We start from the raw sequence: 13,431 nt of genomic DNA, 5'->3' as shown, positions 1-13,431 counted from the left end.
CCTTTGCCCGTTAATTCTTTTCGAATGGCTGGCCAATCTGGCACTTCAAATCGCTGGGATGGCCGAGTGTCGGCGCGAGGATAGAACTGACTAGCAAGCACAGAATCATCAAGCTCGTCGGGCAGTGGCCAACTTAACGATAAAGCTCTGGCTTTAGTGAGTAGTTTTTGAATACCACCGACACTGATCTTAGTGCTGGCACTTATTTTTCTGACACTGAGTTGGGCAGCAAAATGTAGCCTCAACACTTCTCGAATTTTACGCATTGTGATCCTCTTAGTCGCCATATCCCTTCCTCAGTAATACAAAAAGGAAATAGCTTAACAAAGTAATTAATAATCAATGCGTTGAAATTGTACTGGTTTGGTGTGAACACCGATTCCGGAAAATCAGTCAAAAGTGTTCACGATAAAACCGGAATGAGCGTTCACGCTAAAACCAGAACGGGTGTTCACGATGGGCCGGAATCACTGTTCACGATGCTCCGGAATATGCAGTCATTGCGCTAAAAATGGATTTACTTGATTTTAACTCCGTTGCTAATGCTCTAAAGCAGGTGTTTGAACACTTTGGTAAAATTGACGTGGTTGTCAATAATGCTATTTATCAGGGGGCTGGCCTTAATGCTTCTTTACTAGATGTAACGCAGCAAACGCTTGAAAAAGTTGCTAGAGGTTACATAGGCGCGCCAGTGCAAATAGCACAAGCTGTTTTACCAAGTATGTTAGCGCAACAAAGCGGTTGTATAATAAATATAACCTCGGGAGCGGGTGAAAAAGATCCGCCTATTCCTGCATCTAAAGGGGGCTGGGGTTATGCATACGGTGCAGGTAAGGCTGCAGTGTCGCGACTGTCGGGTATTATTTGCCGTGAACATGGTCATCAAGGTATTCGCGCTTTTACAGTAAACCCGGGAGTTGTTAACACTGAAACGCTAAGAGCGACTATTGGCGATCAGGGTATTAAAGGCTTGCAGCAGGCTGTAGCCGAACCGGATGAAATAGGTAATGTATTGTTATGGATTGCAGATAACTCTGCAGCAGATGAGCTGCAGTACAGTACCATCTCCGCACAAAAGTTAGCGCGCGAGTTAAACCTACCTAAATAATCGAACCTCATATAATCTTGCTGCTTTGTGCTAGGTCAATTAAGCGCAATTACAGCAAGGTTATAATTCTCGAATTCAAGTATTAAGTGCAATCATTATGCAGCCACCAGTATTTCTGATTGCCCCGTAAATAATTCATGAGGGGTTTTATACCCTCTTGTTTTTCTTGGTCGATGATTGAGCTTATCAACTGCCGCCTGTATCTCTGCTTCACTTAGTGCCATAAAATCAGTTCCCTTGGGGAAGAAGCGTCTAAGTAAGCCGTTGGTATTCTCATTTATACCTCGCTCCCATGATGAATAGGGATGAGCGAAATACACATCAGCTTCTAATGCTTGTGCGACATGCTCATGGTGAGCAAACTCTTTTCCATTGTCTAACGTCACGGTAATAACCCTATCTTTATATGGTGTCATACACGTGATCAGCGCATCGGCTGTTATTTGCGCATGCTTGCTTTCAATTCTGTGAACGACTGTATATAACGTTTTACGTTCAACCATTGTGACAAAGGCATTTTTACGCCCTTTTCCTATCACTGTGTCACCCTCCCAATCACCAATTCTAGACTTTGAATCCACAATACTAGGGCGTTCATCAATGCTGACTCGATTAACTATCTGTCCACGTTTATCATAGCTTCCATAGCGTTTTTTATACTTTTTACATGCACGAGTGAGTGTCTTATGTAGCTTGCCACCACGAGCCTTGTCTCTGTAAATTTATTAATCCAGTGAGTGACGTCCTCTGTTAACTTACTTGCTTTGAAAGATGACTTACGTCTTTGTTCAGCAAAGTTATTGGCTTGGTTAGGCCGATAGCCTTTAAGTCCTTTATTGCGTTTTAGCTCTCTAGAAATAGATGACGGTGAACGAGTTAGTTCTTCAGCTATCTGTTTTTGGTTATTTCCTGCTTTTATTAACGCGTAAATCTGGTATCTTTCTTCTTGTGTCAGCTGTTTATATTTCATTAAAGCAATTTCCTTTGGCGAGAAAATGGCCGAATTATAACAGCTGGCCATCTAATCTGAGAAATTGCACTTATTATCCGAATTTAGGGTTGTAAAGTAGTAACTATACGGCGTTAATTCAGTTGCAGTTAACTATCGTAATGAGTTAGCAGTAGCTGCAATCAGCTTGGTTGTTAAATATTAGGCAAAAAAAGCCCAGCTAAGCTGGGCTATAAAATATTCTAAGGAGAAGTGCTTAATTTTGGGTTACAGTAAATTGCCCAAAAGTATAAACTTTAAACAAATAAAATGTATTGATTAACACCAAACTCATATTCGAAACAATACTCGACGACATAAGATCTAAGCTAAATGATAAAAATAGCAAACCACAGGCACTAACCGCGGCAATACGCAGTAATGTGAGTTGGTTAATAAAGAATGCACCTAAACCTAGTGCAAGTAATATCGTGTTTAAAAGCCAATCTAGCTCGTTCAGCATGGTAGTTTCAATAGTTCATTTGTTGAAAAAAGGAGCGCCATTATGTTGATCTTTTGCACACCTTTCAACCAAGTAATTTTAAATTTTCAGATTAGTTTTTTTAATGCTAAAAGTAAGCTTTTATTGCCGCAATAATTCCATTATCGGCAATTACTTTATATTTTTGACAGCTTTTTGAGTTAACCGTATCAGTACATAAATAAAGTGCCTTACGCTTACTGTCTAGCTGTGGCTGTAAGTTTGAATCGAGGAGCGTTGCGCCGTAACCAAATACCCCAGGCCAATAAATGCTATTACTCACCATACCTAATTTATGATAACTAAGCAGTGTTGGCTTAGGGATTATAATTATTATAAATAGTAATAGTCCAAGCGTGGTCAGCAAGCTGCTTTTAGACTTTTGCGCTGCTTTATTGTTAGCGCTTGTATTAGCACTTTGTTTAATATTATTAGGCTTTGTAGTTGTACTGCGGTTTTGCTTGTTTTTTGTTGTTTTTGTACTTCTAGATGATTTACCTAGTAATGATTGTTTTTTTGTATTTGTAGACATAAAGCAAATCTGGCCTTTTTGGTGTAGTTCTCTATAATAAATAACTGTATTTAAAGCAAATGATAGCATTTGCAAACATTGCTTTTAGCCTATAAGGATCAAATATGAACACGCAGCTTGCAATTTTAATCGTTGATGACGTTAGTACTGTGCGCAGCTTTTTAAGCCAAACATTGATGCATTTAGGCATAGAAAACGTAAAAGAAGCATCAACTGCCGCACAATGTATTAATGAGTGTCGTGCTGCAAATTATAACATGATTTTTTTAGATATAGAGTTGCCTGATGGCGATGGTAAAGAGTTAATTGAGCAAATTAATCAACTGAACCCAGAAACAATAGTGGTTATGGTGTCGGCGCACTCAGGGGTTGAAAATGTTAAAGATGCGATTGATAAAGGAGCCAAGGGTTTTGTGGTAAAGCCTTTTTCTCCTAAAAAAATAGCAGCTATGCTGAAAAAGTTTTATCCTGAGCTAGAAGGGGTTTAATAACTTACGCACCATTTTATTAAAAGCGTTTATTAAAAGCGTTTATTAAAAGCGTTTATTTAAGCGGCAACTGCTCTAAACAAGAATATGTGATGATTGTGCTGTGTGAATTGGCTACATACTTGTTTAATGCTGTAAATATTAAATATAAAGCAAAAAAAAACCGGCCAAGGCCGGTTTTTATATTCTTGCAAAAACAAATTATAGTGCTTTAATTTTAGCAGCTATGCGGCTCTTATGACGAGCAGCTTTGTTTTTGTGAATTAGACCCTTAGTTGCGTAACGGTCTAGGATAGGTGTAGCAACAGAAAAAGCTTGCTGTGCAGCTTCTTTATCACCAGCTTCAATAGCTACGATTACTTTTTTGAAGTAAGTACGCATCATTGAACGACGACTTGCGTTGTGCTGACGGTTTTTTTCGCTTGTAATAGCGCGTTTTTTTGCAGACTTGATGTTAGCCAAGGTTTGCTCCTAACAATCTTAAATAAAGCTTAAATTAAAGGCCGTGGAATATGCCTGTTTTTATCATGAATGTCAATTTAATTTTGACAATCCAAGAAAAACTGCTCCTTATAACGAACATCAATTTGCCGCTCTAGCAGTTAATATCGACATTGTAACAAAGCATGAGGATTCAGCCTAGTGCTTTAAAGCGATTTATAAAAAAGACTATGGCATAATTACTTATCTTAATGATTTTTAGTGTGGGTTTGCGGTGTCAAAAGGTTTATTTCGCTCCGGTATGATTGTTAGTTGTATGACAATGATATCGCGTATTTTAGGGTTAGTTCGCGATGCGGTTGTTGCAAATCTCTTGGGAGCCGGTGCTGCGGCCGATGTTTTTTTGTTTGCTAATCGAATTCCTAACTTTTTACGTCGTTTATTTGCAGAAGGTGCGTTTGCTCAAGCATTTGTACCTGTATTAAGCGAAATAAAAGAGCAGCAAGGCGACGACAAGGTTAAACTTTTTGTTGCGCAAGCAGCAGGAACCTTAGGCACTATTTTATTAATAGTGACTATTGTAGGTGTGGTTGCGTCTCCGGTTATTGCTGCACTATTTGGTACAGGTTGGTTTATAGATTGGTGGCAAGGCGGCCCTGATGGCGAAAAGTTTGAACTTGCCAGTGCATTATTAAAGCTGACTTTTCCGTATTTATTTTTTGTCAGCCTTGTGGCGCTAAGTGGGGCGGTTATGAATGTATATAACCGCTTTGCTGTGGCTGCGTTTACCCCAGTGTTATTAAATATATCTATTATTGTGTGTGCTATTTTTTTACATGACCAATTTTCGGTAGGTGCTTATGCGTTAGCCATAGGTGTATTTATTGGTGGTGTGGTGCAGTTACTGTTTCAGTTACCTTTTTTATATCGGGCAAAAATGTTGGCGCGCCCGCGCTGGGCTTGGCAAGACGAAAATGTAAAAAAAGTACGTAAATTAATGTTGCCTGCTTTGTTTGGGGTTTCTATTAGCCAAATAAACTTATTGCTCGATACCGTTATTGCTTCATTACTCATGACCGGCTCAATTGCTTGGTTATATTACTCAGACCGTTTAATAGAGTTTCCGCTGGGATTATTTGGTATTGGTATAGCAACGGTTATTTTACCGGCATTGTCAAAATTACACAGCAGTAAAAAAAGCAGTGATTTTCAGCATACCTTAGATTGGGGGGTGCGCTTTGTAATATTTTTAGGCCTGCCTGCTATGATAGGGTTAATGATTATTAGCCCGCTTATTATTACTGTGCTGTTTGATCATGGTGCGTTTAAAGAAGCAGGGATTGATCATGTTAAAGCAGTGAGCTTAGGGGTAATGGCTTATTCGGTTGGTTTAGTCAGCTTTATGCTAATAAAGGTATTAGCCCCTGGGTTTTACGCCCGTCAAGATACAAAAACCCCAGTGCGCATTGGTATTATTACCTTGGTACTTAATATGGTGTTTAATATAATGCTTGCGCCTTTTATTGGCTATTTAGGATTGGCCTTAGCTACTTCGATGTCGGCAAGTTGTAATGCATTTTTGCTTTACAGGCAGCTTAAAAAAGAAAATGTGTATCAGTTTTCGTCAATGAGCTTATATTTTACCCTTAAATGCTTTGTTGCAAGTGTTGTTATGGGGTTACTGGTTTGGTTTACCAGCGAGCAGTATAGTTGGACGACTTGGCACTTTAGCGAACAGGTTATTTTACTCCTAGTGTTGCTAGCAATTGCAGGGTTAAGTTACTTTACGCTGTTATTTTTGATGGGTGTGCGACTAAATACGATAAAAAGTGTAGCAATTACTGAATCGAACTAAAAAAAAGATTATAATCAGCAACTCTGCAACTTCATTCAATTTTGAGTTGTGAATTAATAACTCGCTTAAAAAGGCATTGGGTGGCATGGAGTTAATTAGAGGTATACACAATATTCGCTCACAACATTTTGGTTGTGTGCTTACTATTGGTAATTTTGATGGTGTTCACTTAGGTCATGCTGAAGTATTAAAAGGCTTACTTATTGATGCTAAAGCAAATAATTTACCTAGTACGGTAATGTTGTTTGAGCCTCAACCACAAGAGTTTTTTGCTAAAAGTAATGCGCCAGCGCGTTTAACTCGCTTACGAGATAAACTGCTATTGCTCAGCGAGTTAGGTATTGAACGAGTTATTTGTATTAGCTTTAATCAGCAATTTGCAAATATGCATGCAGAGCAGTTTGTTAGTGATATTTTAATTAAAAAGCTAGGCGTTAAGGCATTAACGGTTGGTGATGATTTTAGATTTGGCAAGCAGCGACAAGGTAATTTTGACTTACTTGTAAGTATGGGCAAACAAGCGAGCATGGATGTTAAAAGCACCGCGAGTTTTCGCCAATTAAATGCTAGAGTAAGCAGTACTTTAATTCGTGAAGCGCTTGCCGCTGGTGACTTAAGCACTGCAAAGGTAATGCTTGGCCACAACTATGCCATTTCGGGACGTGTTATACATGGTTGGAAACGCGGCCGAGAGCTGGGTTTTAGAACCGCAAATATAGCGCTTAAACGTCAAGTTTGCCCGGTAAATGGGGTGTTTGCTGTGCAAGCAACTATAGCTGGAAAACAAGTTTATGGGGTTGCCAATATAGGCAATAAGCCCACCTTTAATGGAACTCGTGCCTTATTAGAAGTTCATCTTTTTGATTTTGCACAAGACATTTATGGACAATTTATGCATGTGGAGTTGATTAAAAAACTCCGCGATGAGAAAAAATTCGAGACATTAACACAATTAACGGTGCAAATAGCAACTGACGTTGCCGCCGCTAAGCAGTGTTTTGGTTTAAATTAGGTAGCCGATAGATACGGAATGTAGGATTAATGAGCGACTATAAACATACTTTGAACTTACCGGAAACACCGTTTCCAATGCGTGGCAATTTGGCACAACGTGAACCAAAAATGCTTAAAGCATGGTATGAAGACGACCTATATGGTCAAATTCGCAGTGCTAAAAAAGGTAAAAAAACCTTTATTTTGCATGATGGACCTCCGTATGCAAACGGCGATATCCATTTAGGCCATTCAGTAAATAAAATATTAAAAGATATTATTGTTAAGTCTAAAACCTTATCTGACTTTGACTCGCCATTAGTACCTGGTTGGGATTGTCATGGTTTACCAATAGAGTTAATGGTTGAGAAAAAAGTTGGCAAGCCAGGCGTTAAAGTAACTGCGAGCGAGTTTCGCGAAAAGTGCCGTGCATACGCTAAAAAGCAAGTTGAAGGTCAAAAGGTCGACTTTAAACGTTTAGGTGTGTTTGCCGATTGGGACAAGCCTTACTTAACCATGAACTTTGATTTTGAAGCGAATGCTATTCGTGTACTTGGTCGTATTATTGAAAAAGGCCATTTACATAAAGGTGCTAAGCCTGTGCATTGGTGTACTGATTGTGGTTCAGCTTTAGCCGAAGCCGAAGTTGAATACCAAGATAAGCAATCACCAGCCATTGACGTACGCTTTATTTTTAACGACCAAGACGCAGTAGTAAGTACGTTTGATTTAGCCGATGGTCATAAAGGTACAGGTAAAGTTGGTACTGTTATTTGGACTACCACGCCGTGGACACTACCGGCTAACCGCGCAGTAGCAGTACATGCAGAATTAGAATATGCACTAGTACAAGTTGAAGACGAAGGTAAGCAGCAACGCTTAATTTTAGGCTCTGAACTTGTTAAAGATGCAATGGACCGTTTTGGTTTTAATAACTTTCATGTATTAGGTTACGTTAAAGGCGCGGCACTTGAAAATTTACAAGTAGCACATCCATTTTACGACTTTAATGTTCCGGTAATTGTAGCTGAACATGTTACGACTGACTCAGGTACGGGTGTTGTACATACTGCTCCAGGGCATGGCCAAGAAGATTTCGTGGCTGGACTTGAATACAAACTAGAAGTGGCTAATCCGGTTGGCGCAAATGGTGTGTACTTACCAGACACTGAGTTATTTGCCGGTCAGCATGTGTTTAAAGCCAATGCGAGCATTGTTGAAGTGCTTAAAGAGCATAGCGCATTAATGCATCACCATGCTATTACGCATAGTTACCCACATTGCTGGCGTCATAAAACGCCAATTATTTTCCGTGCTACACCGCAGTGGTTTATTAGTATGGATCAGGCTAATTTGCGTCAAGACTCATTAAGCGAAATTAAAAACACGCAGTGGTTACCAGAGTGGGGCGAAAGCCGCATTGCAAACATGGTTGAGGGCCGTCCAGATTGGTGTATATCACGCCAACGTACTTGGGGTGTACCAATTGCATTGTTCGCTGATAAAGACACAGGCGCTATTCATCCAAATACGCAAGAATTAATAGAACAAGCTGCACAACTGGTTGAAAAGTCAGGTATTCAAGCATGGTACGATTTAGACCCAGCTACATTACTTGGTGAAGAAGATGCTAAGCAATACATGAAAGTGCAAGATACGCTAGATGTATGGTTTGACTCGGGCGTATCGCATGCGTGTGTTGTAGATGCGCGTGAAGACTTAACTGGTCCTGCCGATTTATACCTTGAAGGTTCTGATCAGCATCGTGGTTGGTTTATGTCGTCTATGATGACATCGGTCGCTATTAACGGCCATGCACCATACCGCCAAGTATTGACTCATGGTTTTACCGTTGATGAAAATGGCCGCAAAATGTCTAAGTCGTTAGGTAATGTTATTTCACCACAAAATGTGATGAATAAACTAGGTGCTGACATTTTACGCTTGTGGGTTGCCTCTACCGATTACACCGCAGAAATGACGGTATCGGATGAAATATTTAATCGCTCAGCAGATCGTTACCGCCGTATTCGTAACACTAGTCGTTACTTATTAGCGAACCTAAATGGCTTTGATCCAAAAACAGATCAAGTAGCTGTTAATGACATGGTTGAGCTTGATAAGTGGATTGTTGGCCGTGCTGCACAGTTGCAGGACGAGATTTTAGCCGCTTACGATAGCTACCAAATGCTATTAGTAACGCAAAAGCTAATGAACTTCTGTACCGGTGAACTTGGTTCGTTCTATTTAGACGTAATTAAAGACCGTCAGTACACAGCTAAAAGTGACAGCCACGCACGTCGTTCTTGTCAAACAGCGCTTTACCATATTGCTGAAGCAATGACGCGTTGGATGGCACCTATTATGAGCTTTACAGCCCAAGAAATTTGGGAAGCATTACCGGGTGAGCGTAGTGACTACGTATTTACATCAACCTGGTACGAAGGCTTGCAAGCTCCTACTAACAGCCAATTTAGCAACGATGACTGGTTAGAAATTCTAACAGTGCGCGATGAAGTAAACCGCTTATTAGAAGCTGCACGTAAAGAAGAAGTAATTGGTGCAACGCTCCAAGCAACTGTTAATTTATATACAGGCAAAGCGCTTGCAGCTAAATTATCAGCACTTGGTGACGAGCTGCGTTTTGTATTTTTAACATCAGCAGTAAACGTAACCGAAGTTGATAGCCAGCCGGCAGATACACAAACTACCGAAATCGAAGGTCTTTATATTAGTGTTGCTGCTACCGACGCACAAAAATGTGAGCGTTGTTGGCATTATAGCGCTGATGTAGGTGTTGAGCCTGCTCATCCTGAAATTTGTGGTCGCTGTGTAAGCAATGTTGACGGTGAAGGCGAGCAACGTCAATTCGCTTAGGAGTTAATTAGTGAGCAAACTAGCCCAAAAAAGTGGTTTAGTGTGGCTATGGTTAAGTCTACTACTGTTAGTAGTAGACTTTGCTAGTAAAACACTTGTTGTAAGTAGTATGGCTTATCAAGAGTCGATTGATTTACTGCCTGTTTTTAGTATAACTTATGTACATAACTACGGTGCAGCTTATAGTTTTTTAAGTGATGCAGGTGGTTGGCAACGTTGGTTTTTAAGTGCTATTGCAATTGCTATTAGTGGATTGCTAGTGTGGTGGTTAAAACGCCTGCCAGCAACTAATAAAGTATTATGTGCTGCCTATTCATTGGTACTTGCCGGTGCAATTGGTAACTTATACGACCGTATTGCATACGGTTATGTAATTGACTTTATACACATATTTTATAAAAACTCACATTTTCCGGTATTTAATGTTGCAGATTGCGCTATTTGTATTGGTGCAGCATTATTATTATTTGACGCCTTTACAGGCGAAAGTCCGAAGGAGCATAAAGCATGAGCCAAGCTGTAATTGGTGAAAACTCACAGGTTATTTTTCATTTTTCTATTAAGTTAGAAGATGGCTCTGCTGCCGACTCAACCAAAGTGCATAACAAGCCTGCTAAGTTAACTATGGGCGATGGTAGCTTAACAGCTAACTTTGAAAAGTGTTTATTAGGCTTAAACGCAGGCGAGAGCAAAACCTTTGAACTAGAACCAGAAGATGCATTTGGTCAGCCAAACCCAGATAACATTTACTATGTTGATCGCAGTAAATTTGGCCCAGAAACCCCAGCTAAAGTAGGCGCTATAATAGCATTTACTCAGCCTGATGGTACCGAGCTTCCTGGTTTAGTACGCGAAGTGCAAGGCGAGTCGGTAACGATTGATTTTAATCATCCGTTAGCGGGTCAGCGTTTAACCTTTGAAGTAGATATTATTGAGGTGCAAGGTTAATGGAAATATTACTAGCCAACCCACGAGGCTTTTGCGCAGGGGTTGATCGCGCAATTAGTATTGTTGAGCGCGCTTTAGATATTTTTGAAAAGCCAATTTACGTACGCCACGAAGTGGTGCATAACCGCTATGTGGTTGACGGCTTAAAAAACCGCGGTGCGGTATTTGTCGAAGAGCTTGATCAGATACCTGACGACAGCATAGTTATATTTAGTGCACATGGTGTATCGCAAGCGGTACGCACCGAAGCAAAGCGCCGTGACTTAAAAATATTTGATGCTACCTGCCCACTGGTTACTAAAGTACATATGGAAGTAACCCGTGCGAGCCGCAAAGGCATAGAGTGTATTTTAATTGGCCACCAAGGGCACCCAGAAGTTGAGGGCACGATGGGGCAGTATGGCAATGACGACGGCGGTATTTACCTGGTAGAAACCGTAGAAGACGTCGCTAAGTTGAATGTAAAAAATGCTGACAACTTATTTTACTGTAGCCAAACAACGCTCTCGGTAGATGATACGGCTGATGTAATTGATGCGCTGCGTGCTAAGTTTCCTGCTATTGATGGGCCGCGTAAAGATGATATTTGTTATGCAACGCAAAATCGTCAAGACGCCGTTCGCGATTTAGCCGACAAAGTAGACGTGTTGTTAGTGGTTGGCGCTAAAAACAGCTCTAACTCAAATCGTTTGCGTGAACTTGCCGATAAAATGGGCACTAAAGCTTATTTAATTGACGATGCCACAAACGTGCAAGAGTCATGGTTTACTGGTGTGAATGCTGTTGGGGTAACCGCAGGAGCATCTGCACCTGAAGTGTTAGTGCAACAAGTTATAACCCGCTTAAAAGAACTTGGTGGCAATCAAGTTACTGAAAATCCTGGCGAAGAAGAGAACATTGTATTTGCTGTTCCAATTGAGCTGCGCTAATCTAAATTAAATATATATTTAATTAATTAGCTTAAAAGGGAGCCGTTATGAGCAGATCGCCACAAGTGGATGGGTTGCTTTTTTCGGCTCTTTTTAATGAGCGAGGCGTACTTGCCTCATTAGTGGTATCGCAAGTTGTTGCTATTGTGTTGGCTTTTGCACCCAATGTAGAAGGTGATATTTGGCTTCGCCTTGGAATAATAAGCTTATTTTTACACTTAATAGTGTTAGTCAGTACCTCTTCTTTATACTTCTGTAGGTTTTTTTTACAAAAACGTACTCAAACTTTTCAGTTAAGTTTGTTTTTTGTTTCTTTTTTATCATCTACATGCATTTTTAGTATTTTATTTTCTCATTTTGCTTTTGATATAGATGATACAAATAAGCTAATTTTTTTCACACTTCGTAATTGTATTATAGTGGCTTTACTGGCTGCTTTATTCGTCCAGTTTTTATTAATTCATTTTGAAAAAGAGCAGCAAACTAAAGCGCTAGCCCGCGCAGAGCTCGATGCGTTACAAGCACGTATTCGCCCACACTTTTTATATAACAGTTTAAATACCGCTGCAGAGCTTACCCATCATGATGCAACCGCAGCCGAACAGGCTATTTTAGGCTTAGCAGCGTTATCACAAGCGGCAATGCGCTCTGGGCAAAGTGTGCCACTAGAGGACGAAATAACCCTCAGCAAGCAATATGTTGCACTAGAAGCATGGCGTTTTGGTAGCCGCTTAAAGCTTGATTGGCAAATACCCAATGAGCTTCCCGTGCTTAATATTCCCTGTTTAACTTTGCAGCCTTTAATTGAAAATGCCGTGTGCCATGGCGTAGAGCCGAGCGAAACAGGCGCTGTCATTAAAGTTGAGCTGCATGTTACAATTGGCTATTTAACTATTATAGTCACTAACCCAATAAGCGTGGCAAGCACTAATACTCGGCCAAGTAACGGCATGGCGCTGGAAAATATTCGCCAACGACTTAATATTTATTATAAGGGTAAAGCGCAGCTCACTATTGCTAATAAAAATGGCGTATTTAGAGTGAAAGTAGTGATCCCTAAACATGTTGAGAGTCAATTATGAATGTAGTTATTGTTGATGATGAACCGTTAGCTAGAGCGCGTTTAGTGCGTTTATTAGCGGCTCAAAATATAGTTGTACAAAATGAAGCGAGCAATGGTGCAGAAGCACTTGCGTTAAGCAAATTAAATCAGCCTGACTTAGTGTTTTTAGATGTTGATATGCCGGGTATTAATGGCTTGGAGGTGGCAAATGAGCTCAACAAGCTTGCAGTTCCACCCGCTATAGTATTTATTACCGCCCACCCCGAGCACGCGCTAGACGCATTGCAATTAAATGCGGCGGGTTATTTAGTAAAGCCTGTATCGGCGCAATCATTACAAAAAGTAGTAGAACAACTAGGGCGCTTAAATAAAGTACATATACAAAAACAACAAACAGCAAAAATTATGTATCAACTCGCGGGTACATTAAAAAGCATAGAAATGGAGTGTATTTACTATTTTGCTGCTGAAGAAAAATATACAAAAATGGTATTTAAAAGGGGCAGTGCGCTTATAGAGCAAAGCCTAAAACAATTAGAAATGCTTTACCCCACACATGTTTTAAGGGTACACCGTAATACGTTAGTAAATAAAAATAAGGTGATTGCTCTGCACTCACTAAGTAGCGGTAGCCATGCTATTGAACTACAAAACTGCAAAGAGTTGTTAGTGGTTAGTCGCCGCGAGCTAAAAACAGTTAAATCTACCTTGTGTTAACTCATTTATTA

General features: G+C 40.2%; 13 protein-coding genes and 2 pseudogenes. 10 read left to right on the top strand and 5 right to left on the bottom strand.

All coding sequences use genetic code 11. The features are described 5' to 3' along the window. Positions 1–287: pseudogene (locus tag AAEZ22_RS12580) on the bottom strand (IS21 family transposase); the annotation flags it as partial. 179 nt (positions 288–466) lie between these two features. On the opposite strand from AAEZ22_RS12580, the gene AAEZ22_RS12575 reads away from it, so the two are divergent. Further along, positions 467–1,108, top strand: coding sequence for an SDR family NAD(P)-dependent oxidoreductase (locus tag AAEZ22_RS12575; RefSeq protein ID WP_352297456.1), 642 nt, complete (start codon positions 467–469; stop codon positions 1,106–1,108). Positions 1,109–1,203: 95 nt separating this feature from the next. Here the strand turns inward: AAEZ22_RS12575 and AAEZ22_RS12570 are convergent. The 3 genes and pseudogenes from AAEZ22_RS12570 to AAEZ22_RS12560 form a co-directional block, all read right to left on the bottom strand. After that, positions 1,204–2,078, bottom strand: a pseudogene (locus AAEZ22_RS12570) (IS30 family transposase). Positions 2,079–2,313: 235 nt separating this feature from the next. After that, a complete protein-coding gene (locus tag AAEZ22_RS12565; RefSeq protein WP_011327603.1) occupies positions 2,314–2,559 on the bottom strand; it encodes a hypothetical protein in 246 nt (81 codons plus the stop codon). Positions 2,560–2,665: 106 nt separating this feature from the next. Continuing rightward, positions 2,666–3,109, bottom strand: a complete 444-nt coding sequence (locus AAEZ22_RS12560) for a hypothetical protein (RefSeq protein ID WP_352297450.1) — start codon at positions 3,107–3,109, stop codon at positions 2,666–2,668. 104 nt (positions 3,110–3,213) lie between these two features. On the opposite strand from AAEZ22_RS12560, the gene AAEZ22_RS12555 reads away from it, so the two are divergent. Then, positions 3,214–3,597 carry a response regulator gene (locus tag AAEZ22_RS12555; RefSeq protein ID WP_058372868.1) on the top strand — a complete coding sequence of 128 codons (384 nt, stop codon included), beginning with the start codon at positions 3,214–3,216 and terminating at the stop codon, positions 3,595–3,597. Positions 3,598–3,798: 201 nt separating this feature from the next. On the opposite strand, the gene rpsT is transcribed toward AAEZ22_RS12555, so the two are convergent. Then, positions 3,799–4,059 (bottom strand): 30S ribosomal protein S20, encoded by a 261-nt coding sequence (gene rpsT, locus AAEZ22_RS12550; protein ID WP_002958225.1) that lies wholly within the window; start codon positions 4,057–4,059, stop codon positions 3,799–3,801. 295 nt (positions 4,060–4,354) lie between these two features. Here rpsT and murJ point away from each other — a divergent pair, with 295 nt between their 5' ends. The 8 genes from murJ to AAEZ22_RS12510 all read left to right on the top strand — a co-directional run bounded on the left by murJ (position 4,355) and on the right by AAEZ22_RS12510 (position 13,420). Further along, a complete protein-coding gene (murJ, locus tag AAEZ22_RS12545; RefSeq protein WP_502935266.1) occupies positions 4,355–5,893 on the top strand; it encodes a murein biosynthesis integral membrane protein MurJ in 1,539 nt (512 codons plus the stop codon). An 85-nt stretch (positions 5,894–5,978) separates the two neighbouring features. After that, the gene (ribF, locus tag AAEZ22_RS12540) at positions 5,979–6,905 is read left to right on the top strand and encodes a bifunctional riboflavin kinase/FAD synthetase (RefSeq protein ID WP_058372870.1); all 927 of its coding nucleotides are present in this window, start codon (positions 5,979–5,981) and stop codon (positions 6,903–6,905) included. Between the two features lie 29 nt (positions 6,906–6,934). Further along, complete coding sequence (gene ileS, locus AAEZ22_RS12535; protein ID WP_352297442.1) at positions 6,935–9,763, top strand: isoleucine--tRNA ligase; 2,829 nt, start codon at positions 6,935–6,937, stop codon at positions 9,761–9,763. A gap of 10 nt (positions 9,764–9,773) precedes the next feature. After that, positions 9,774–10,274 (top strand): signal peptidase II, encoded by a 501-nt coding sequence (lspA, locus tag AAEZ22_RS12530; RefSeq protein ID WP_352297439.1) that lies wholly within the window; start codon positions 9,774–9,776, stop codon positions 10,272–10,274. Next, positions 10,271–10,711: an FKBP-type peptidyl-prolyl cis-trans isomerase gene (fkpB, locus tag AAEZ22_RS12525; protein WP_011327610.1), complete on the top strand. Its 441-nt coding sequence runs from the start codon at positions 10,271–10,273 to the stop codon at positions 10,709–10,711. Before lspA ends, fkpB begins: the two co-directional genes overlap by 4 nt. Further along, positions 10,711–11,640: a 4-hydroxy-3-methylbut-2-enyl diphosphate reductase gene (ispH, locus tag AAEZ22_RS12520; RefSeq protein WP_352297436.1), complete on the top strand. Its 930-nt coding sequence runs from the start codon at positions 10,711–10,713 to the stop codon at positions 11,638–11,640. Before fkpB ends, ispH begins: the two co-directional genes overlap by 1 nt. Positions 11,641–11,687: 47 nt before the next feature. Beyond that, positions 11,688–12,722 (top strand): sensor histidine kinase, encoded by a 1,035-nt coding sequence (locus AAEZ22_RS12515; RefSeq protein WP_352297433.1) that lies wholly within the window; start codon positions 11,688–11,690, stop codon positions 12,720–12,722. Then, positions 12,719–13,420 carry a LytR/AlgR family response regulator transcription factor gene (locus AAEZ22_RS12510; RefSeq protein ID WP_352297430.1) on the top strand — a complete coding sequence of 234 codons (702 nt, stop codon included), beginning with the start codon at positions 12,719–12,721 and terminating at the stop codon, positions 13,418–13,420. Before AAEZ22_RS12515 ends, AAEZ22_RS12510 begins: the two co-directional genes overlap by 4 nt. The last annotated feature ends 11 nt before the right edge of the window (positions 13,421–13,431 follow it).

The organism is Pseudoalteromonas sp. 20-MNA-CIBAN-0454 (assembly GCF_040308685.1).
Taxonomy (GTDB): Bacteria; Pseudomonadota; Gammaproteobacteria; order Enterobacterales; family Alteromonadaceae; genus Pseudoalteromonas; species Pseudoalteromonas nigrifaciens.
This window is presented reverse-complemented; position numbering and strand designations above follow the sequence as displayed.